This is a genomic window from Saccharopolyspora sp. NPDC002578 (assembly GCF_053592695.1).
Map to the genome: position 1 here is coordinate 41,579 of NZ_JBSFWJ010000038.1, position 21,496 is coordinate 63,074.

Annotated in this window: 12 protein-coding genes; 7 read left to right on the top strand and 5 right to left on the bottom strand. The window is 74.4% G+C overall.

The window, feature by feature from the left end; genetic code table 11:
• Positions 1 to 66: 66 nt before the first annotated feature.
• On the top strand, positions 67 to 807 hold the full coding sequence (locus tag ACWD38_RS18720) for an enoyl-CoA hydratase (RefSeq protein ID WP_450124541.1): 741 nt from the start codon (positions 67 to 69) through the stop codon (positions 805 to 807).
• Here the strand turns inward: ACWD38_RS18720 and ACWD38_RS18725 are convergent, their stop codons facing one another.
• From ACWD38_RS18725 to ACWD38_RS18740, 4 genes are read right to left on the bottom strand one after another with little or no spacing between them, the layout of a single operon-like run.
• On the bottom strand, positions 808 to 1,578 hold the full coding sequence (locus tag ACWD38_RS18725; RefSeq protein WP_450124542.1) for an ABC transporter permease: 771 nt from the start codon (positions 1,576 to 1,578) through the stop codon (positions 808 to 810).
• Positions 1,575 to 2,525, bottom strand: coding sequence for an ABC transporter permease (locus ACWD38_RS18730; protein ID WP_450124543.1), 951 nt, complete (start codon positions 2,523 to 2,525; stop codon positions 1,575 to 1,577). Before ACWD38_RS18730 ends, ACWD38_RS18725 begins: the two co-directional genes overlap by 4 nt.
• A complete protein-coding gene (locus tag ACWD38_RS18735) occupies positions 2,522 to 3,187 on the bottom strand; it encodes a class I SAM-dependent methyltransferase (protein ID WP_450124544.1) in 666 nt (221 codons plus the stop codon). The genes ACWD38_RS18730 and ACWD38_RS18735 overlap by 4 nt, the downstream gene beginning before the upstream one ends.
• Positions 3,184 to 4,692 carry an ABC transporter substrate-binding protein gene (locus ACWD38_RS18740; protein ID WP_450124545.1) on the bottom strand — a complete coding sequence of 503 codons (1,509 nt, stop codon included), beginning with the start codon at positions 4,690 to 4,692 and terminating at the stop codon, positions 3,184 to 3,186. The genes ACWD38_RS18735 and ACWD38_RS18740 overlap by 4 nt, the downstream gene beginning before the upstream one ends.
• 387 nt (positions 4,693 to 5,079) lie before the next feature.
• Between ACWD38_RS18740 and ACWD38_RS18745 the strand changes: the two genes are divergently transcribed.
• Positions 5,080 to 5,964 (top strand): chitosanase, encoded by an 885-nt coding sequence (locus ACWD38_RS18745; RefSeq protein WP_450124546.1) that lies wholly within the window; start codon positions 5,080 to 5,082, stop codon positions 5,962 to 5,964.
• A gap of 372 nt (positions 5,965 to 6,336) precedes the next feature.
• Entirely contained in the window at positions 6,337 to 6,825 is a 489-nt protein-coding gene (locus tag ACWD38_RS18750; RefSeq protein ID WP_184478383.1) for a carboxymuconolactone decarboxylase family protein, read from the top strand.
• Between the two features lie 97 nt (positions 6,826 to 6,922).
• On the opposite strand, the gene ACWD38_RS18755 is transcribed toward ACWD38_RS18750, so the two are convergent.
• Positions 6,923 to 7,510, bottom strand: a complete 588-nt coding sequence (locus ACWD38_RS18755) for a helix-turn-helix domain-containing protein (RefSeq protein ID WP_184478385.1) — start codon at positions 7,508 to 7,510, stop codon at positions 6,923 to 6,925.
• A gap of 186 nt (positions 7,511 to 7,696) precedes the next feature.
• Here ACWD38_RS18755 and ACWD38_RS18760 point away from each other — a divergent pair, with 186 nt between their 5' ends.
• The 4 genes from ACWD38_RS18760 to ACWD38_RS18775 all read left to right on the top strand — a co-directional run bounded on the left by ACWD38_RS18760 (position 7,697) and on the right by ACWD38_RS18775 (position 21,389).
• A complete protein-coding gene (locus tag ACWD38_RS18760; protein WP_184478387.1) occupies positions 7,697 to 7,966 on the top strand; it encodes a GlsB/YeaQ/YmgE family stress response membrane protein in 270 nt (89 codons plus the stop codon).
• 84 nt (positions 7,967 to 8,050) lie between these two features.
• On the top strand, positions 8,051 to 9,241 hold the full coding sequence (locus ACWD38_RS18765; RefSeq protein WP_450124547.1) for an alpha/beta hydrolase: 1,191 nt from the start codon (positions 8,051 to 8,053) through the stop codon (positions 9,239 to 9,241).
• A gap of 560 nt (positions 9,242 to 9,801) precedes the next feature.
• Entirely contained in the window at positions 9,802 to 21,171 is an 11,370-nt protein-coding gene (locus tag ACWD38_RS18770; RefSeq protein WP_450124548.1) for an amino acid adenylation domain-containing protein, read from the top strand.
• Entirely contained in the window at positions 21,168 to 21,389 is a 222-nt protein-coding gene (locus ACWD38_RS18775) for an MbtH family protein (RefSeq protein ID WP_184478394.1), read from the top strand. Before ACWD38_RS18770 ends, ACWD38_RS18775 begins: the two co-directional genes overlap by 4 nt.
• Positions 21,390 to 21,496: the final 107 nt, after the last annotated feature.

The following is a 21,496-nucleotide window of genomic DNA, read 5'->3' on the forward strand; positions in this document are numbered from 1 at the left end:
CCACCGGCGGCGGTGGCGCAGCGACGACATCACCGGCGCGGCCGGTGCGGCACTGGAGGCGCATCGATGATCACCACCGGGTGGGACGGGCCGATCGGACTGATCACGCTCGACCGGCACGAACGGCGCAACGCGCTCGACCTGGAGCACTGCGAGGCGCTGCGCGACGCGGTGCCCGCACTGGTGGAACAGGGCGCGCGGACCTTGGTGATCACCGGCGCGGGCAGCACCTTCTGCGCGGGCGCCGACCTCGACGGCGTGTACGGCGACGAGTTCCGGGACGGGCTCTACGACGCGCTGCAGACCGTGCTCACGGTGCCGGTCCCGGTGATCGCCGCCGTCAACGGACCCGCGGTCGGCGCGGGCGCCCAGCTCGCGCTGGCGGCCGACCTGCGGATCGCCGCGCCGGACGCGTACTTCGCGGTGCCCACCGCGCGCAACGGCCTCGCCGTCGACCCGTGGACGGTCCGGCGCCTGTCGCTGCTGGCCGGGGGAGGAGCCGCCCGCTCGCTGCTGCTCGCCGCCGACCGGCTCGGCGCCGAAGTGGCCCACCAGCGCGGCGTGGTGGACCGGCTCGGGGACCACGACGCGGCCGTGGCGTGGGCGCGGGAGATCGGTGAGCTGGCGCCGCTGTCGCTGCGCTACTCGAAGATGGCGCTGAACTCGCTCGACTCCGGCGGGTTCGACCCCGGCGAGCAGGCCGACGAGCTCGAAGCGGCCTACGCGGACTGCTGGGCCAGCGAGGACGCCGCCGAGGCGAGCCGGGCCCGCACCGAACGGCGCACGCCGCGGTTCCAGGGCAAGTGATCACTCGCGGGTGCGCGCGGTGCAGGCGCTGACCAGCGCCTGCACCGCCACCAGCGCCAGCACCGGCGCGGCCAGCAGCCACGGAGCGGTGCCGAGGTGATCGACCGACTCCGCGATCATCGCGCCCCACTCCGGGCTCGGCGGTGGTGGTCCCAACCCGAGGAAACCCAGCGCCGCCACGGTGTTCACCAGCGCGGGCAGGCGCACCGCGGCGAGCGCACCGGTCGCGGGCGCCAGGAACGGCAGCAGCGAGCGGTGCCAGATCCGCAGCCGGCCCGCGCCGAGCGCCCGGTGCGCCAGCACCCAGTTCCGCGTCCGCAGCTGCGCGGTCATCGCGTCCGCGTTCCGGGCGAACGGCAACCAGCCCACCCCGGCCAGGGCCAGCAGCAGCGCCGTCGTGCTCGGCCCCGCGACCAGCGCCGTCACCAGCGCCACGATCAGCGGCGGCAGCGCCGTCGCCACGTCCACGCCCGCCCGCACCACCGCGGCCACCGGCGAGGTGCTCCAGCCCGTCGCGCATCCGGCCAGCGTGCCCAGCAGCACGGCGGCGGCCAGCGCGGTGCCCGCGGTGCCGAGCGTGACCACCGCGCCGTGCGCGAGCCTCGCCAGCACGTCCCGGCCCAGCTCGTCGGTGCCCAGCGGGTGCGCGAGGGACGGGGCTCGCAGCACCTCGCCCATGTTCGTGGCCAGCGGGTCGCCGCCCGCCGCGAACACCAGCACCAGCAGGAACGTCCCGGCTCCGAGCAGCCCGGCGATGCGACGCGGCGTCATCGGAGGGCCTCCCGCCGGGTGCGGGGCTCGGCGGCGAGCCCGAGCAGATCACCCGCCGCACCCACGCACAGCGCCGCGAGCGCCGCCACCACCAGACCGGCCTGCACCACCGGCACGTCCTGCGCGCGCACCGCCTCCACGACGGTGCTGCCCAGCCCGGGGATGTCGAAGACGACTTCGATGGCGGTGGTGCCGGAAACGGCGCCCGCCGCGTTGTAGGTCACCAGCGACAGCGCCGCGGGCAGCGCGGGCCGCGCCAGGTGCACGCCCCAGATCCGCGCCGCGCCGAGCCCCCGCGCCCGCGCCGCGAGCGCGAAGTTCTCCCGCCGCAACGCCACCACCTGTTCGCGGGTCACCGCGGCGATCGGCACCGCCAGCGACGGCACCAGCGACAGCAGCGGCAGCACCGAGTGCTCCGGGCCCCGCCACCCCGAGCTCGGCAGCACCTGGAGCCCGACGGCGAACACCAGCACCAGGATCGGGGCCAGCGCGAACTCCGGGAGCGCCGAGAACACCCGCACCAGCCCGGACAGCACCCGGTCGGTGACCGAACCGGGGCGGTGCGCCGCGAGCAGGCCCGCCAGGTAGCCGACGAGGAACGACAGCACGGCCGCGCCCAGCGCGATGCCCAGCGACACCTGGAGCGCGGGCCCGATCACCGCCGCGACCGGGACGCCGGAGACCCACGAGGACCCCAGGTCGCCGGTGGCCATGGAACCGAGCCGCGCCAGAACCCGTTGCGGCAGCGGCAGATCCAGCCCCAGCTCGGTGCGGATCCCCGCCAGCACCGCCGGATCCGGGTCGGCCTCCGCGTAGCGGGCGGCGAGCACCGTGCGGGCGGCGTCCACCCCGGTGAGCTCCGGCAGCAGCACCGCGACCAGCACGATCAGCGCCGCCACCACCGGCGCCACGCCCAGCCGGGCCAGCAGCCCGCGCCCTCCCGTCACCGTCGCGGGGTTCGGGCGGAGAGCAGGAAGAAGCCGGGTGCGCTCGGATACGGCGCGGTGTCGAACAATCCGGTGCGATCGGTGCGCTCGACGAACCCGGCCCGGCCGACCAGCTCGGCGCAGCTCGCGAAGTCGAACCCCATCGGCAGCGCCGGCGCGGCGTCCGCGTAGGACGCGCCGAACCGCCGCTCGGTCGCGTCGTCCCCGGCCGCGGCCTCGTTCCACCGGCCGTCGCTGACGACCAGCAGCCCGCCCGGTCGCAGGACCGCCGCCCACGAGTCCACCGCGCGCCGCGCGTCGGGCAGCGTCCACAGCACGTTGCGGGTGACCACTACGTCGAACGGTCCCGCGGGCGGTTCGTCGGCCGCGCCGAGCAGCCACCGGACGTCGAGCCCTTCGGCGGCACCGCGCTCCCCGGCGACCTCCAGCATTCCCGGCGAGGCGTCCTGCCCGGTGACGCGGTGGCCGTCGGCGGCGAGGATGCGGGCGAGGAATCCCGTGCCGCAGCCCGAATCCAGCACGCGCGCGCCCGGACCGGCCAGGTCCGCCACCAGCGGCCCGAGGCGCTTCGCCCACAGGTCCCGCGCCGGGTCCTGGCCGGGTTGCCGGTCGTAGCCGCGGCGGGCGCGGTCGTTCCAGTAGTCGATGATCGGGGTGCTCATCGCAGCACGACCTCCTCGGTGAGGAACTCCCGTTCCAGCGGGTCGGCGGGGACGCCGCTCACCTCGGCGCGGTGGGCGAAGCGCTGCTGCTCGTGCACCAGCGGCACGCCCGCGACGCGCTCGGCGAGCAGGTCGTCGGCGCGGCGGAAGACCGCGGCGCGCCGGTCCGGGGCGCTGATCCCGGGCAGCTCGGCGAGCAGCGAATCCAGCTCTGGCGCGCAGAAGTGGTCCAGGTTGAACCCGCCCCGGCAGCTGAAGTCGCTGGTCAGGTGCGCGGCGGCGTCGGGGACGTCGACGAGCTGGTTGCGCGAGTACACCGCGGCGTCGAGCTCCCCGGACAGGATGCGCGGCTCGATGCTCCCGGCGGGTTCCTGCACGATCCGGACGGTGAACCCGGCCCGGCCGAGCTCGTCGGCGACGACGGTCGTCAGCGCGGGCAGCTCCGGGCGGTCCGGGTAGGTGCCGATGGTGATGGGAACGGGCGCTCCGCCGGTGACCTCGGTGACGGTCCGCCGCGCCGCCGCCGGGTCGGGCCGCGGCGGCGGGTGCTGCTCGCTCCACGGCACGGCGGGCCCGAAGTAGCGGCTCGCGGCCACTCCCTGCCCCCGCAGCACCCCGGTGACCAGGCCCGCGCGGTCGATCGCCGCCGCGGCGGCTTCGCGCAGGCGCGGGTCGGCGAACGGGCCGCCGGAGGTCTTGAGGTGCAGCGCCGTCGTGCGCGGCAGGTCCACCGCGTCGACCCGGAGCCCGGAATCGGCGCGCACCTCGGCGAGCTGGGAGACCGGGACCTTGTCGATGAGGTCGAACTCGCCGCTGCGCAGCCCGTTCACCCGCGCCGAGGCGTCCTCCACGAACCGCACTTCGGCCCGCTGGACCTGCGCGAGCCCGCCGCGGTAGCCGTCGAACCGGCGCAGCGACACGCTTCGGTCGCCGTCGGTTCCGGTCACCTCGAACGGCCCGGTGCCCGCGCCCTTCGCCGGGTCGACCGAACCGTCCGGGCGGATCGCGGCGGGCGCGAGGACCGCCGTGTTCGCGGCGCTGAGCCGCTGCGGCAGGATCGGATCGGGTGCGGAGGTGCGCACCGCGAGCGTGCGCTCGTCCAGCGCGTCGGCGCGTTCGACGGTGCCGCGCAGCGCTCGCGGCGGGGCGGGGTCGTGCACGACGCGGTTGATCGACTCCGCGGCGGCGCGCGCCGTCACCGGCTCACCGGAGTGGAAGCGCACGCCCTCGACGAGCGTGAACCGCCACTCGGTCGGCGCGGTCCGGCGCCACGACTCGGCCAGTCCGGGCTCGGCGCCGCCGTCCATGGCGCCGTCGACGAGCGTTTCGGTGACGCCGAGCCGCTGCATCAGCAACGCGTCGTCGGAGGCGGGGGACCAGTCGGCCCGCGGCGGGATCGTCACCGCCACCCGCAACGTGCCCGCATCCGCTCCACCGCCGGTGAACCCGCACCCGGCGAGCACCAGCACGAGCCCGAAGGCCAGGAATCCCACACCGCGTCGCAATTGCCAACTCCTTGCAACAAGACCGACGCGGATCCTTGCACGACCCGGACGGCGACGACGAGGAATAGTGGCGATCGCCTCCCGAACCGCCGAACGCGGCAGCGCACCGGCGGAACGGCCCTGCTGTGGGAACTGTGGAAAATTCCCAGTTGTGCCGTGGAAAAGCGGCCCGAGCGGACTTGCGGGGGAGCGCGGACCCTCGCGATTCGGGAACGCTGAGCTGGCGAGGTCGCGAGCGCTTGGGCCGAATGCCACGTCACGGCCGGTGGACGCGGTCGGGAGCAGGTGCGGGCGGGCCACCTCAAGTGATCTTGACGGACGGGCGGCCGGACGGTTGGCTGCTCGCCGTCACCGGATCGAGATCGGTCGTCGCCAGAGGAGCCAGCCATGCCCACCCCGTCGCCCCAGCCGTCCCGCCGGGCCCTCCGGCTGCTGCTCGTCACCGGTGTCGCCGCGAGCGCCCTCGGCGCCACCGCGCTGCCCGCCCTGTCGGCGGCCTCCGCCGCGCCGGTCGCCTCCTCGGTCGCGCCGCCCGCGCTCGCCGCGCACCTCGCCGCCGAAGGCGATCTCACGGACCCGCGCACCAAGGACATCGCGATGCAGCTCGTCTCCAGCGCGGAGAACTCCTCGCTGGACTGGCGCGCGCAGTTCGGCTACATCGAGGACATCGGCGACGGCCGCGGCTACACGGCAGGCATCATCGGCTTCTGCTCCGGCACCGGGGACATGCTGGAACTCGTCGAGGCCTACACCGAGGCGAAGCCGGACAACCCGCTCGCCGAGTACCTGCCCGCGCTGCGCGAGGTCAACGGAACCGACTCCCACGAAGGACTCGACCCCGGCTTCACCGACGCCTGGGCGCAGGCGGCCGAGGACCCGGACTTCCAGCAGGCGCAGGAATCCGAGCGCGACCGGGTCTACTTCAGCCCCGCCGTGGACCAGGCCAAGGCCGACGGCCTCGGTGCGCTCGGCCAGTTCGCCTACTACGACGCGATCGTGATGCACGGTCCCGGCCAGGACTGGCCCAGCTTCGGCGGCATCCGCCAGGCGGCGCTGGACCGCGCGACCCCGCCCGCCGAAGGCGGCGACGAGACGGCCTACCTGCACGCCTTCCTCGACGCCCGCGTCGAGGCGATGCGCGAGGAGGAGGCGCACAGCGACACCAGCCGCGTCGACACCGCCCAGCGCCGGTTCCTGGACGAGGGCAACCTCGCCCTGACCCCGCCGCTGCACTGGGAGGTCTACGGCACCCCGTTCAGCATCGAGCAGTGACCCCCGGCCCCGGAGCGGCTCCCGCCCGGAACGACGACCAGTAGCTCGCTCCGCCCCACTCCGTACGCCCCCCCCCGAAAGGCCCACCTCACCACCCGCAGTCACCCCGCAATTTCGCGAGAAATCGCACCCCTGCCACACCCGCGCCACCCAAAACCCGGCCGTAACACCAGTTCAAGACCCGTGTTTGCCGGGGAACTCATTTCGGGGGCTCGCGATTTCTCGCGAAATTGCGCGAGTTGTCCACAGGTGGGGAATCGGTCCCCAGTCGTTCAGGGGTGCCCCGGCGGGGGAGCTGCCCGGGACTGGACCAGGTGATCGGGGGCGAAGTGGACCAGGTGGGTGGGCCACTCCGGGACTAGCGTTGCTCGCATGGCGAACGAATCCGGCTACGAACCCGAACACGCGCCGCGGCTGAACCTGCAGGAACTCGCACCGGACGTGTACAAGAGCATGATCCGGCTGGACTCGGCGGCCCGGAAGGGCCTCGACCCGGTTCTGCTGGAGCTGGTGAAGATCCGCGCGTCGCAGCTCAACCACTGCGCGTTCTGCCTCGACATGCACAGCAAGGACGCGCTGGCAGCCGGTGAGTCGGTGCAGCGCGTCGTGCAGCTCTCGGCGTGGGAGGAATCGCGGCACTTCTACACCGCGAAGGAGATCGCGGCGATCGAACTCACCGAGGCGATCACCGTGCTGACCGACGGGTTCGTGCCCGACGACGTCTACGACCGGGTCGCGAAGCACTTCGACGAGACCGAGCTGGCGCATCTCATCGCCGCCATCACGGTGATCAACGCCTGGAACCGCTTCGCCGTGACCAGCCGCAACGTCCCCGGCCACTACACCCCGGGCTCGCACTGAACGTTCCTCCGGAACGGCCTGCGCAGGTGTCCGGCGGTGGAACCCGGTGGCTCCGCCGCTGAGACGGCACCGCGAGGCGAGGACGTCGAGCGCGGGGCTACCCGCGGGGTTTCGCCCTGGTGTGGACCCGTTCTCCCTGGGGTCCGAACAGGACGAGGAGTTCCACCGTCGCGGCGTCGGCGGGGCCGAACCAGTGCGGGACCCGGGTGTCGAACTCCGCCGCCTCGCCGGCCTGCAAGGTCAGGTCGCGTTCGCCGAGCACCAGTCGCAAGCGTCCATTGAGGACGTAGAGCCACTCGTAGCCCTCGTGCGTCTGCGGGTCCGGCTCGCCCCGGCCGGTGGGAATGATCATCTTGAACGCCTGCACGCCGCCGGGGCGCCGGGTCAGCGGGATGTGCGTCATGCCGTGGCGCACGATCGGCTTCGCGTGGATCCGCGGATCACCCGTGGCGGGGGCGCCGACGAGTTCGTCCAGCTGGACCTGGTGCGCTTTGGCCAGCGGCAGCAGCAGTTCCAGGCTGGGGCGGCGGCTGCCGGATTCGAGGCGGGACAGGGTGCTCACCGAGATGCCGGTGGCCTCCGACAGCCCGGCCAGCGTGAGCCCGCCGCGCTTGCGCAACGCCCGCAGCCGCGGCCCCACCTCCGCCAGCGTCGCGTCCAGCTCGGGGGACGAGGGTTCGCTCATCCGGCCATTGCAGGATCGGCAACGGAATTTGTCAACGGTTCGCGAGGGTGTGCGCTGCCGCGAAGGCGGCCGATGCGTCCGATCGGGTCCGGTTTCACCCGGTGCCGCCCCCTTCCGGTTCGGCTCGGGGCTTTACGGACAGTAGGGTGCCGGATCGGGAGGGGCACCGAGAGAAGGAGGAAAGCGATGGTGTGGACCATCCTCGGCTGGATCGTCTTCGGCCTGATCGCGGGTTTCATCGCGCGGGCCGTCGTTCCGGGCAAGGACGACATCGGACTGCTGATGACGATCGTGCTCGGCGTCGTCGGCTCGGTCGTCGGCGGCCTGATCTTCGGGCTGCTGACCGTGGGCATCCGGGGCTTCCAGCCGACCGGCTGGATCGGTTCGATCATCGGCGCGATCGTCGTGTTGATCATCTACAACAAGGTCACCGGGCGCAAGAGCCGCCAGGATTGAGCGACAGCGGCGCGGGTCCCTGCGGCCCGCGCCGTGCCCGGAACGAGACCGGCCGTTGACGTCCTGATCCAGCAGAGGTGAGACGTGGCGGGTGAGGCCCGGCGGTGGTCCGCCGCCAGAGCGTTCGGCGTCGTGGTGGTCTCGGCGGGCGTCGTGGTCGCCGTCGCCGCGGCACTGCTCGCGTTCGGCGCGCTGATTCCCGCGCTGCCGTTCTTCGGCGTCCTCGGCTCGCAGCTCGTCGGCCGGTGGGCCTTCCGTTTCGTGCTGCTCGGCCTCGTGCTGGCGGTGGTCGCCGCGGCCGGGTGGTGGCTGCGGGTGCGGCGATCCGCCGGAGTGCTCGGCGGCGGCGCCCTGATCGCGCTGGCCGGCTCACTCGTCGTGCTCGGCGGCCAGCTCTCCTTCGCGCACGACCGCGGTGTTCCGGTCGGGTTCGCCGACGTGCTGGGCGCGGGCACGCCCGCCGCGCCACCGGACCGGACCGAGGTCTTCGCCGAGGCCGAGGGCCACGAACTGCGGGCCTCCGTCTGGTCCCCGCCGCGCTCGGGTGCCGAGCGCCCTGCCGTGGTGTGGGTGCACGGCGGTGGCTTCAGCTCCGGCAGCCGCTTCGAGCAGCGCGCCCTGTACCGGTACCTCGCGGACCGGGGCTATCCGGTGATCTCGATCGACTACCGCCTCACCCCGCCGCCGCGCTGGTACGACGCCACGTCCGATGTGGTGTGCGCGCTGTCCTGGATCACCGAGCACGCCGCTGAGCTGGGGGTCGACCCGTCGCGGCTGGTGCTCTCCGGCGGGTCGGCGGGCGGCGGTCTCGCCATCAACGCCGGGTACGCGCTGGCCGATCGGCGCGACGTGGGCGGCTGCGGCGGGGTGCGGCCGGCGCCGCCGATCGCGGTGGCGGGGTTCTACCCGGCGGTCGACCTGGCCGGGGCGTACGCGGACGCCGGGCTCGGCGGTTACGGCAGGCGGACGGCGGTCGCGTTCCTCGGTGGATCGCCGGAGCAGGTCCCGGAGCGCTACGCGTACGCGTCGGCGCTGGCGCGGGTCCGGCCGGGGCTGATGCCGACCCTGCTGGTCACCGGCATCGACGATCACCTGATCTTGGAGAAGCGGGTCCGCGGGTTCGCCGACCGGCTGCGCGCGGCGGGTGACGTCGTGGACTACGCGGCGGTGCCGTTCTCCGACCACGCCTTCGACTCCCGCTTCCACACCATCGGCGGCGCGGTGAGCCGCGCGGAACTGCTGCGGTTCCTGCGCGCGCACGTCCCGCCGGACTGAGCGGACACGCCCGGCGCGGCGTCCGCGTCGACCGGTCGGCCGTGTCGCGCGAGCGCAACCTGAATGTGGGCAGCGGCATCAAGTGAGATGTCCGAATTGGTCTAATTGGGTTCTTTGTATCGACTGGTCGGCTCCCGCATGTCAAGGTCAGCACGTGAGCGAGGGAGATCGCCGCCCACCGTGCGGGAGCTGCAGCCGAACGAGATACGGGGAACGCGTGCCGCACGGCGCGACTCGTTCCCGACGCGCGTGAACTAGCGCGCCACAGCGCTCCGCGCCTTCCCGCTCGGGCCTTGCAACGCCGCAATGCGCCCGGAAACCGGGAGTCCGCCCGCCGCCGCGCCCGCTTCGGGAAGCGGCCACCGGGCCCAAGCGCCGCCGTCGCGGGGACACCGCTCGTCGCGAGCGGGGGTTCGCCGCCGCCCGACGTACGACATCAGCCGACCGCAGAACGCCATCGCCCCGCGCCCGTCCGGGGGCGATGTCTCGTGGGCCGCCCCGGTACCGGCGCGGCCATCCGAGGCCGACACAGCGCAGACCACTGCCGGTGAGGATGACCGATGAACCTGGGCGAGAACTCCGCCGAGCTGCCCGCGTCCGAGGCCGAACTCGGCATCTGGATCGCCGAACAGGCCCGCTCCGGACAGCGCTCGCGGTACCTGTGGGGCGAGTACGTCGACATCACCGGGCCGCTGGAGGTGGACGCGCTGGTGGCGGCGGTCCGCCTCGCCGCCCGCGACACCGAGGCGATCAACGCCGTGTTCGCGGAAGGACCGGACGGGCGGCCTCGACGTCGCTCCCGCTGCGACGAACCCGACGTCGCCGTCCGGGACATGCGCGCCGAAGCCGAACCGCACGCGGCGGCGCTGCGGCTGATGCGCGCGGAACTGGACCGGCCGGTGGACTTGGCGACCGGCCCGCTGTTCGGGGCGGAGGTGCTGCGCATCGCCGACGACCGGCACCTGCTGTTCCAGTGGGTGCACCACATCGCGCTCGACGGCGTCGGCATGACGCTGTTCTCCCAGCGGGTCTCGGAGATCTACGCGCACCGCGTCGCGGGTGAGCCCGTGCCCGCCTGCCGCTGGGCTTCGTCGGCCGCGCTGCTGTCCGAAGAGGACGAGTACCGCCGCGGCGCCGAGTTCGACGCGGACCGGCGGTGGTGGCAGGACCGGCTCGCGGACGGCCCCGGGTTCCTGAGCATGGCGGCGCGTCCGGCCGCGGCCTCGGCGCAGTCGCTGCGGTCGAGCGCCGTCCTGGACGAGTCGGAGTTCGCCGGGATGCGCTCCGCCGCGCAACGGCTCGGGCAGCGCTGGTCAAGGCTGGTCGTGGCGGCCACTGCGCTGCACACCCACGCGGTGACGGGCAGCCGGGACGTCGTGCTGAGCCTGCCGGTGCCGGGCCGGGCCACCGAGCTCAGCCGCACCGTGCCGTCGATGTCGGCGAACGTGCTGCCGCTGCGGCTGCACGTCGACCCGGCCGCCACCGCCGGCGAGTTCGTCGAGCAGGTCGCCGCCGAGGTCGCCGGGGTGCAACGCCACCAGCGGTACCGGGGCGAGCGGTTGCGCCGCGAACTCGGCTATCCCGAGGACGGCCGGGTGTTCTTCGGGCCGGTGGTGAACATCCAGAAGTTCGCCTACGGCCTGCGCTTCGGCGACTGCTCGGCGAGCGTGCACAACGTGCAGGCCCCGCCGTCGGAGGACTTCTCCGTGGTCGCCTACGACCGGGGTGACGGGGAGCTGCGGTTCGACTTCGACGCGAATCCCGCCAACCACGACGAGCAGCTGCTCGCGGCGGCTCGGGACCGGTTCCAGCGGTTGCTGCGACAGCTGGTGGACGCCCCGGCCGACACTCCGCTGGGCCGGTTCGAGGCGATTTCCCGGCAGCAGCGCGCGGAAGTGCTCGCGGCCGGGGCCGGCGCACCGGCGGAACCGATTGCGCGCAACGCGATCGCGCTGTTCGCCGAGCAGGTGCGCGACCGGCCGGACTCGGTCTCGGTGACCTCGGCCGCCACCGGAGAGCGGTTGACCTACCGCGAACTCGACGCCCGCTCCGCCGCGCTGGCCGCCCGGTTGGTCGCGGCCGGGGTGGGCGCGGAGTCGCCGGTGGGACTGCTGGTGGAGCGGTCCGCGGACCTGGTGGTGGCGGTGCTGGCCGTGACTCGCGCGGGCGCGGCCTACGTGCCGCTGCACCGGGGCGACGCGCCCGACCGGCTGCGCACCATCGCGGACACCGCCCGGATCGAGCTGCTGCTCACCGACGTGGCGACCGACGACTTCGCCGCGTGGTTCCGGGAACGGGGCCGGGTGCTCGACCTCGCCGAGCCCGCACCGGCGGCGCCGTCGGCGGAGGCCGCGGACCCCGTGCCGGAGCGGCTCGCGTGCGTGATGTTCACGTCCGGCTCCACCGGCGTGCCCAAGGGCGTCGCGATCACCCACGACAACCTGGTGCGGCTGGCCGCCGACCGGTGGTGGGCCGAAGGCGGCGCCCAGCGGGTGCTGCTGCACTCGCCGCACGCCTTCGACGCGTTGACCTTGGAGCTGTGGGTGCCGCTGCTCACCGGGGGAGAGGTGGTGCTGGCTCCGCCGGACGCCGCCGACCTCGGCGTGCTCGGCGAGACCGTCGCCGCCCACGGCATCACCGGGTTGTGGCTGACGGCGGGCCTGTTCGACGCGCTCAGCGAGGAGAACCCGGCTTGCCTGACCGGGGTGCGCCAGGTGTGGACCGGCGGTGACGTCGTCTCACCCGCCGCGGTGCGCCGGGTGCAGGACGCCGTGCCGGGGCTGACCGTGATCAACGGCTACGGGCCGACGGAGACGACGGTGTTCGCGACCCGGCAGCCCGTGCCGCCCGGTGCCGCGCTCGACGAGGTGACGGTGCCGATCGGGGCGCCGCTGGACGGCAAGCGGGTGCACCTGCTCGACGACGCGCTGCGGCCGGTGCCGCCGGGCGTCGTCGGCGAGGTGTACCTGGCGGGCGCCGGGGTGGCGCGCGGCTACGTCGGCGCGCCGGGGGCGACGGCGCACCGGTTCGTGGCCTGCCCGTCGGGCCCGCCGGGCGAGCGGATGTACCGCACCGGCGACCTGGCCCGGTGGAACTCCGCGGGGCTGCTGGAGTTCGCGGGACGCGCCGACGGCCAGGTGAAGCTGCGCGGCTACCGCATCGAGCTCGGTGAGATCGACGCCGCGCTGCGCGGTGCGCCCGGGGTGCGGCAGGTCGCGACGGTGCTGCGCGAGGACCGCCCCGGTCGGCGGCGGATCGTGAGCTACGTGGTCGGGGCGGCCGACGCCGTCGCGCTGGCGGCTCGGGCGGAAGCGGCGCTCCCGGCGTTCATGGTGCCCTCGGCGATCGTCCCCGTGGACGAATTGCCGTTGACCCGCAACGGGAAGCTGGATCGCGACGCGCTGCCGCCGCCCGCCGGTGCGAGCGCGGAAGTGGCGGCGACGGCGTCCGCGACCGACGCCGAGCAGGTGCTGCGGAGCCTGGTGGGCGAGGTGCTCGGGCTCGCGGACGTGGCGCCGGAGGCGGACTTCTTCGAGCTCGGCGGCGACAGCATCACGGCGATCCAGTTCGCCAGCCGGGCACGGCGGGCGGGCTTCGGGATCGGCACCGCCGACGTGTTCCGGCATCCCACGGCCGCCGCGCTGGCCGGACACGCCGGAGCTCCCGCCGCGCCGGTGCGCCGCGACGCCGCGCCGGACCGGGGGCCGCTGCCGCTGACCCCGATCATGCACTGGTTCCGGGAGCTGGGCGGCTCGGTGGCGGGCTTCGCGCAGTGCGCGGTGCTGCGGACCCCGGCCGGGTTCGGCGAGGACGCGATGCGCACCGTGCTGCGCGCCGTGGTGGCACAGCACGACATGCTGCGATTACGACTGTCGACAGCGGACGGATTGTGGTCGCTGGCGATCGCCGAGGACGCGGAGTGCGAGTTCGAGCGCGAGGACGTGCGCGGCCTGGGGGACGCGCAGCTGCGGGAGCTCGCCGCCGAGCGCGCCCGCTCGGCGCAAGCGGACCTGGACCCCGCCGAGGGCCGCGTCGTGCGGGCCGTGTGGCTCGACGCCGGTGCCGAGCCGGGCACGCTGGTGCTGGCCGTGCACCACCTCGCCGTGGACGGGGTGTCCTGGCGCATCCTGCTCGACGACCTGCGCGACGCCGGGCGCGCCGTCGCCGACGGGCGGGAGCCGCGGCTGGAACCGGTCGGCACGTCCTTCGCGGAGTGGGCGCGCGCCTCGGGTTTGCGGGCGCAGCAAGCGGAAGTGCAGGCGGAACATCCACTGTGGAGGGAGCTGGCAGCCGTCTCCGACCCGCCGCTGACCGCACGGCCGCTGTCGCCGGAGGCCGATCTGGAGTTCACCCGCGCGCACCGGTCCCTGACGCTGTCCGCCGAGGTCACCGGTGAACTGGTGCACCGCGCCGCCGCGGTGTTCGGCTGCCCGGTGGACACCGTGCTGCTCGCCGCGTTCGCGCTGGCAGTGACCGGCCACCCGTGCGCCGGGGACGCGGTGCTGGTGGACGTGGAGCGCCACGGCCGGGAGGAGTTCGCCGACGACCAGGACCTGTCCCGCACCGTCGGCTGGTTCACCACCCGGTTCCCGGTGCGGTTCGACCTGCGCGGCGCGCGGCCCGAGAGCGCGGGCTGGGACGAACCGGTCGAGCGGGTCCGCGCCGCGCTGGATTCGGTGCCGCGCAACGGGATCGGTCACGGCCTGCTGCGCCACCTCAACCCGCAGACCGCGCCGGAGCTGGCCGCTGGGACCCGCCCGCAGCTCGGGTTCAACTACCTCGGGCGCTTCGACACCGCGGCCGAGCAGGAATGGGGGCCGCAGCCGTGGTCGGGCGTGCTCGGCTCGGCGATGCCGCCGGGCCTGCCGCTGACGCACCCGATCGAGCTCGACTCGCTGATCACCGATGGCGCCGACGGCCCGCGGCTGACCGCCAACTGGTCCTGGGCCGGCGAACTCGTGCCGGAGCACGAGGTCGACGAGCTCGCCCGGCGCTGGTTCGAGGTGCTCACCGAGCTGGCCGCCGAGGCGCGGCACCGCACCGACCGCGACGGCGGCGAGGTGCTGGCGCTGCCGCCGCTGGCGCAGGGACTGCTGTTCCACTCGCTGTTCGACCGCGACGGCGCCGATCCGTACCTGGTGCAGTTCGGGTTCGAGCTGACCGGCGCGCTCGACGCCGCGGCCCTGCGCGGTGCGGTGCACGCGCTGCTGCGCAGGCATCCGCAGCTCACCGCCGGGTTCCGGCACGGCACCGACGGCGTCCCGGTGCAGGTGTGGCCGTCCCGGTTCGGCGTCGACTGGACCGAGCTCGACGCGACCGCCGAGGCCGACGTCACCCGCTACCTCGACGCGGACCGCGCCCGCCGCTTCGACCTGGCCGAACCGCCGGTGCTGCGCGCCGCGCTGCTGCGCACCGGCCCGGATCGGCACGTGTTCGTGCTGACCACGCACCACATCCTCATCGACGGCTGGTCGATGCCGATCCTGATCCGCGACCTGTTCGCGCTGTACGCGGACGAGCCGCTGCCGGACCCGGTGCCCTACCGCGCTTTCCTGGACTGGATGGCGCGGCAGGACTCCGCCGCGCACGAGTCCGCGTGGCGCGCGTTCCTGTCCGATGTGGACGAACCGACGCTGGTGGCCGCACCTGGCGCAGGCGATGCGCGGCACGGCCGGGTGCACCACGAGCTCGACGCCGCCACGACCGAGCGGATCCGGCGGGCCGCACGCGGGCACGGGCTCACCTTCAACACCCTCGTGCAGCTCGCCTGGGGCGTGCTGCTGGGGTCGTTGACCGGGCGCGACGACGTGGTCTTCGGCGCCACCGTCTCCGGCCGCCCGGCCGAGCTGCCCGGCGTGGAGGACGTCGTCGGGCTGCTCATCAACACGGTGCCGGTCCGGGTGCGCCTCGGCGCGGACCGCACCGTGGCCGAGGCGCTGGCCGAGCTGCGCGAGCAGCAGCTCGCGGTGCTGGAGCACCAGCACGTCGACCTGACCCGGTTGCAGGCCATCGCCGGGCACGGCGAGCTGTTCGACACGGTCCTCGTGTTCGAGAACTACCCGCCGGAGCGGGAGGACGCGCAGCGGCACCTGCGGGAACCGCGGATCACCGACCTGCGGGTGTCCGACGGCACGCACTACCCGCTGTCGCTGATCGTGCTGCCCGGCGACCGGCTCGGCTTCCGGCTGGACCACCGCGCCGACGTCGCCGACGAACCCGCCGCGCGCCTGCTGCTGCACCGGCTGGGCGCGCTGCTGGAACGGCTCGGCGCGGCACCGGCCGCGCGGCTGGGTGAGATCGACCTGCTGCTGCCCGGCGAGCACCGCGAACCCGCGCCGCTGCCGGAGGTTCCGGGAGGCGTGCTGACGGAGCTGTTCGAGCGGCACGCGGCGGCACGCCCGGACGCGCCCGCGGTCTCCTGCGGGCAGCGGCGGCTCACCTACGGCGAGCTCAACGCGCGGGCGAACCGGCTCGCGCGGGAGCTGACGTCGCGCGGCGCGGGACCGGGGCGGCTGGTGGCGCTGGCGCTACCGCGCGGCACCGAACTCGTGGTCGCGCTGCTGGCGGTGCTGAAGTCCGGTGCGGGCTACCTGCCGCTGGACCCGGCGTACCCGGCGGAGCGGTTGCGCGCCACGCTGGCCGACGCGCACCCGCGGCTGGTGCTGGCGGTGCGGGACACGGCCGATGCGCTGCCCGCGGAGGCGGCGCCGCTGGTGCTAGACGACGCGGCGGTCGCGGCGGCCGTGGACGCGCGGGCCGACGGCGACCTCGCGGTCCCGATCGGGCCGGGCGACACCGCCTACGTCATCTACACCTCCGGGTCGACCGGCGCGCCGAAGGGCGTGGTCGTCACGCACGACAACGTGCACCGGCTGCTGGAGGTCACCGACCGGCACTTCGAATTCGGCCCGGACGACGTGCACGTCCTGTTCCACTCCTACGCGTTCGACATGTCGGTGTGGGAGCTGTGGGCCGCGCTCGGGCGCGGCGGGCGGCTCGTCGTGGTGCCGTTCGAGGTGAGCCGGGCGCCGGGGGAGTTCCGGGCGCTGCTGGAGCGCGAGCGGGTCACCGCGCTGTCGCAGACCCCGTCGGCGTACTACCAGCTCGTCGAGGCCGGTGCCGAGCCGGAGTCGGTGCGCAGCGTGGTGCTGGCGGGCGAGGCGCTGGACCCGGCGCGCGTCCGGGACCGGATCGCAGCGGACGCGCCGCGCGTGATCAACATGTACGGGATCACCGAGACCACCGTGCACACCACGTACGCGGAACTGCGCGATCCGGCGGAGACGCGCAGCGTCGTCGGCACCGGGCTCGACGACCTGCGGCTGCACCTGCTCGACCGCGCGCTGCGGCCGGTGCCGCCGGGGTGCCCCGGTGAGCTCTACGTCGCGGGTTGCGGCGTGGCGCGCGGCTACCTCGGGCGCCCCGGGCTCACCGCGAGCCGGTTCGTGGCCGACCCGTTCGGGCCGCCCGGCACCCGGATGTACCGGTCCGGCGACCTGGCCCGGTTCCTGCCGGACGGCTCGCTGGAATACCTGGGTCGCGTCGACCAGCAGGTGCAGGTGCGCGGGTTCCGCATCGAACCGTCCGAGGTCGAGCACGTCCTGGAGCAGCACGAGTCCGTCGTCCGAGCCGTGGTGCTCGCCCGCGAGGACGACGCGGGCGGGCCGCGCCTGGTGGCCTACGTGGTGCTCTCGGCGCAGGTCGAACCGGCGGTGCTGCTCGACCACGCGGCGGCCGTGCTGCCGCGGCACATGGTGCCGTCGTTCGTGCTGCCGATCGGCGAGATCCCGTTGACGCCCAACGGGAAGATGGATCGCCGCGCGCTGCCGAGCCCGGTGTCCGGGCGGGCGCCGGGACGACCGCCGAGCACCCCGGCGGAGCGGTTCCTGTGCGAGGCGTTCGCCGCGACGCTGGGCGTGCCCGGCATCGGGGTGGACGAGGGGTTCTTCGACAGCGGCGGGCATTCGCTGCTGGCCACCCAGCTGATCAACCGGATCCGCTCCGGGCTGGGCGTCGAGCTCGACATCCGCACCCTGTTCGACGCGCCGACGGTGGCCGAGCTGGCCCGCCGCATCGCCGACCGGGCCGAGGCGACCCGGCCGCGGCTGCGCGCGGGCAGGCGTCCCGAACGCGTCCCGCTCTCACCCGCGCAACGCCGGTTGTGGTTCATCAGCGGGTTCGACGAGTTCGGCGCCACCTACAACCTGCGGTTCGCCCACCGGATTCGCGGTGAGCTGGACCCGGACGTGCTGCGGGAGGCGTGGCGGGACGTGGTGGCCCGCCACGAGGTGCTGCGCACCGTGGTCGCGGAAGCGGAAGACGGCCCGTGGCAACGGGTCCTGCCCGCGGAGTCGCTGCGCTTCGAGCACGTCGAGGTGTCCGGGCAGGAGCTGGCGCGGCGGTTGGACGCCGACTCCGCGCACCGCTTCGACCTGGCGGCGGAACCGCCGCTGCGCGTCACCCTCTACACCTCCGCTCCCGGCGAGCACGTGCTGCTGATCCTGCTGCACCACATCGCCGCCGACGGCTCCTCGTTCGCCCCGCTGAGCCGCGACCTGTCCCGCGCCTACCGCGCGCGGACCGGCGGTGCTGCTCCGCGGTGGACGTCGGATCCGGTGCAGTACGCCGATTTCACGCTGTGGCAGCGGGACATCGACACCGACCACCAGATCGAGCACTGGACGCGGGCGCTCAAGGGCGCACCGGAGCAGTTGGCGCTGCCTGCCGACCACCCGCGTCCGACGGCCTCCGCGCACGTCGGGGAGACCGTCGAGATCGAGTTCGACGCCGACCTGCACGCGGCGGCGACTCGGCTCGCCCACGACCACGACGCCAGCCTGTTCATGGTGCTGCACGCCGCGCTCGCGGTCCTGCTGCACCGCCACGGGGCCGGTGCCGACCTGCCCATCGGCACCCCCGTCGCCGGCCGGGGCGACGACGCGCTGCACGACGCGGTCGGCTGCTTCGTGAACACCGTGGTGCTGCGCGCGGACCTGTCCGGGCAGCCCTCCTTCGGCGAGCTGCTGCGGCGGATCCGGTCGGTGGACCTGGACGCGTTCGACCACCAGGACCTGCCGTTCGAGCGGCTCGTCGAAGTGCTGCGCCCGGCGCGTTCGCTGGCGCACCACCCGATCTTCCAGGTGATGCTGGCCTTCCAGGACACCCCGCCCACCGAGTTCGACCTGCCCGGCGCGACCGTCGAATCCCTGTCGCTGCACGGTGCCTCCTCGCGGATGGACCTGCTGTGGAGCCTGCGTCCCGACCACGACGAGCGCGGCGCGCCCGCCGGGATCGGCGGCGTGCTGGAGTACGACGCGGAGCTGTTCACCCCGGCCACCGCGCGGGCGCTCATCGGCCGCCTGGAACGGCTGCTGCGCGCCGCCACCGCCGAACCGCGGCGGTGCATCGCCGAGCTGCCGGTGCTCACCGAGGCCGAAGGCGCCGCACTGGCGCTCCAGGCGAAGCGCACCGCACGGGAGGTGCCGGAGGGCACGACGCACGCGCTGTTCGCCGCCCAGGTCGCCCGCGCGCCGGAGGCGGTGGCGCTGATCCACGGCGATCGGGAGCTGACCTACCGGCAGGTCGCCGAACGGGTCGACCGGATCGCCGCGGAACTCACCGCGCGCGGCGCCGGGCCGGGCCGGCTCGTCGCGCTCGGCCTGCGCCGCGAACCCGACCTGCTCGCGGCGATGCTCGCGGTGACCGCCGTCGGTGCCGCCTACCTGCCCTACGACCCGGACCTCCCGCGTCGGCGGATCGCGGACGTGCTCGCCGACGCGCGCCCGGCCCTCGTCGTCACGCACGACGACACCGGAGCGCTCACCTGCGAGGACGGCCCCGATGAGCCGGGTCCGGTGCCGCCCGGCACCGCGTACGTGATCTACACGTCGGGCTCCACGGGCAGGCCGAAGGGCGTGGTCGTGCCGCACGACGCGGTGCTCAACCTGCTGTGCTCGCTGCGCGAACGGCTGCACCTCGGACCGCACGACCGGGTCCTGGCGACCGCGCCCGCCGGGTTCGACATGTCGGTGCCGGAGCTGTACCTGGGTGTGGTCACCGGTGCCGCGGTGGTGCTCGCCGGACGGGACTTCACCCGCGACCCCGCGCTGCTGCTCGACCTCGTCGACCGGCACGAGGTGCGCGCGATGCAGGCCACGCCGTCGCTGTGGCACGCGCTGCTCGCGCAACGACCGCGGGACCTGCGCGGCGTGCGGGCCGTGATCGGCGGCGAGTTCGTGCCCGGCCCGCTGGCGGAGCGGCTCGGCGAGCTCGGCTGCGAGGTGATCGCCTGCTACGGCCCCACCGAGACCACGGTGTGGTCCACCGCGCACCAGGTGGAAGGGGCGCAACCGGCGGCGGTGCCGCTCGGGAACCCGCTGTGGAACACCGGTTGCCACGTGCTCGACCGGTGGCTCAACCCGGTGCCGCCCGGAGTCGTCGGCGAGCTCTACCTCGCCGGGCGCGGCGTGGCCACCGGCTACCTGCACCGCACCGCGCTCACCGCGCACCGGTTCGTCGCGGACCCGTTCGGGCCGCCCGGAACCCGCATGTACCGCACCGGCGACCTCGCCTCCCGCGACGGGGACGGCGTGCTGCGCTTCCACGGCCGCGACGACGACCAGATCAAGATCCGCGGCCACCGGGTGGAACTCGGCGAGATCGAGGCGGTGCTCACCGAACATCCGCAGGTGCGGGCGGCGGCCGTCGCGGTGCACGACCACGACGCCCACGACCGCAGGCTCGTCGGGCACCTGGTGGCGCCCGGCGCGGACCTGGACTCGGTGCGCGCGCACCTGGCGGACCGGCTGCCCGCCTACATGGTCCCGTCCCGGCTGCTGACCACTCCGGAACTCCCGTTGTCGCACAACGGAAAACTGCTGCGTGACCGGCTGCCCGACCCCGGCCGGGAGGTGGTCGAACCCGAACCGGCCGGAACGGCGGCGCAGCAGGCGATGTGCGCGGTGTTCGCCGACGTGCTCGGCGTGGCGCGGGTCGGGCACCGGGAGAACTTCTTCGCGCTCGGCGGGCACTCGCTGCTCGCGGTGCGCCTGGTGGACCGCGTCGAAGCGGAGTTCGGCGTCCGGCCGCACATCCGCGACGTGTTCGCCGCCGCCACCCCCGCCGACCTGGAACGGGTGCTCGGCACCGCCGGGCCCGCCGGTCACCTGGTGCCGCTGCGCACCGGGGGCGACGCGCCACCGGTCGTCTGCGTGCATCCGCTGAGCGGCCTGGCCTGGCTGTACTCGGGGCTGCTGGCGCACCTCGACCCCGCGCACCCGGTGTACGGGTTGCAGGGGCTCGGTGCGGGCGGAGTGGCGGACCTGCCGGGCGACGTCGACGCGATGGCCGAGCGCTACCTCGCCGAACTCCGGGAGGTGCACCCGGAAGGGCCGTACCACCTGGTGGGCTGGTCGTTCGGCGGGCTGGTGGCGCACGCGATGGCGGCGCGGCTCGGAACCGAGGCCGGGCAGCTGTGCCTCATCGATCCGCCGCTCGGCGGCGGAGCCACCGACGACGACTCGCTCGACCTGCAGCGGATCCACCGCGTGCTGCTCACCTCCATCGGCCGCGACGACGACGTGCCGCGCTCGTTCGCCGAGGTGTCGGCCGCGCTGCGCCAGGAGGGCAGCGCGCTCGCCGAACTCACCGAGCAGGACATCGCCGACCTCGTCGAGGTGTCCCGGCACAACGCGAGCCTGCTGCCCGGACACCGTCCCGGTCACCACACCGGCCCGACCGTCCACATCGGAACCCCGGACGGCCCGGGTCCGCAGCGCTGGCGCCCGCACCTGGACGGGCCGTTCACGACGTACCGGCTCGACCACCCGCACCACCTGGTCATGCAACCGCGCCACGTCGGCGAACTCGGCGCGATCCTGCGCGACCACCTGCGCGAGCACACCGAACACGAGGAGGACCGGCGGTCATGACCAACCCGTTCGACGACGAGGACGGCACTTTCCTGGTGCTGCGCAACACCGAACTCCAGCACTCCCTGTGGCCCGCGTTCGCCGAGGTCCCCGCCGGGTGGGACGTCGTGCTCGACGGCGCTACCCGCGAAGCCGCGCTGCACTACGTCGAAACCCACTGGACGGACCTCCGGCCTGCGTCCCTTGAACGGCCTGCGTCCGTGGAAGGGCTCGCATAGGGGTGGGGTGGCGGAACCTCAGCGCGACCTCGGGCGCGCCGAGAACCAGCGCAAGCTGCTCGGGGCCCTGATGGACCGGGCGATGAGCCCGGCGACGCTGTTCAACC

Coding starts and splice junctions, on each gene's coding strand:
- ACWD38_RS18755 (WP_184478385.1), bottom strand. CDS start 7,510: ATGAGCGAACCCTCGTCCCCCGAGCTGGACGCGACGCTGGCGGAGGTG.
- ACWD38_RS18760 (WP_184478387.1), top strand. CDS start 7,697: ATGGTGTGGACCATCCTCGGCTGGATCGTCTTCGGCCTGATCGCGGGT.
- ACWD38_RS18745 (WP_450124546.1), top strand. CDS start 5,080: ATGCCCACCCCGTCGCCCCAGCCGTCCCGCCGGGCCCTCCGGCTGCTG.
- ACWD38_RS18725 (WP_450124542.1), bottom strand. CDS start 1,578: ATGACGCCGCGTCGCATCGCCGGGCTGCTCGGAGCCGGGACGTTCCTG.
- ACWD38_RS18720 (WP_450124541.1), top strand. CDS start 67: ATGATCACCACCGGGTGGGACGGGCCGATCGGACTGATCACGCTCGAC.
- ACWD38_RS18775 (WP_184478394.1), top strand. CDS start 21,168: ATGACCAACCCGTTCGACGACGAGGACGGCACTTTCCTGGTGCTGCGC.
- ACWD38_RS18750 (WP_184478383.1), top strand. CDS start 6,337: ATGGCGAACGAATCCGGCTACGAACCCGAACACGCGCCGCGGCTGAAC.
- ACWD38_RS18735 (WP_450124544.1), bottom strand. CDS start 3,187: ATGAGCACCCCGATCATCGACTACTGGAACGACCGCGCCCGCCGCGGC.
- ACWD38_RS18770 (WP_450124548.1), top strand. CDS start 9,802: ATGAACCTGGGCGAGAACTCCGCCGAGCTGCCCGCGTCCGAGGCCGAA.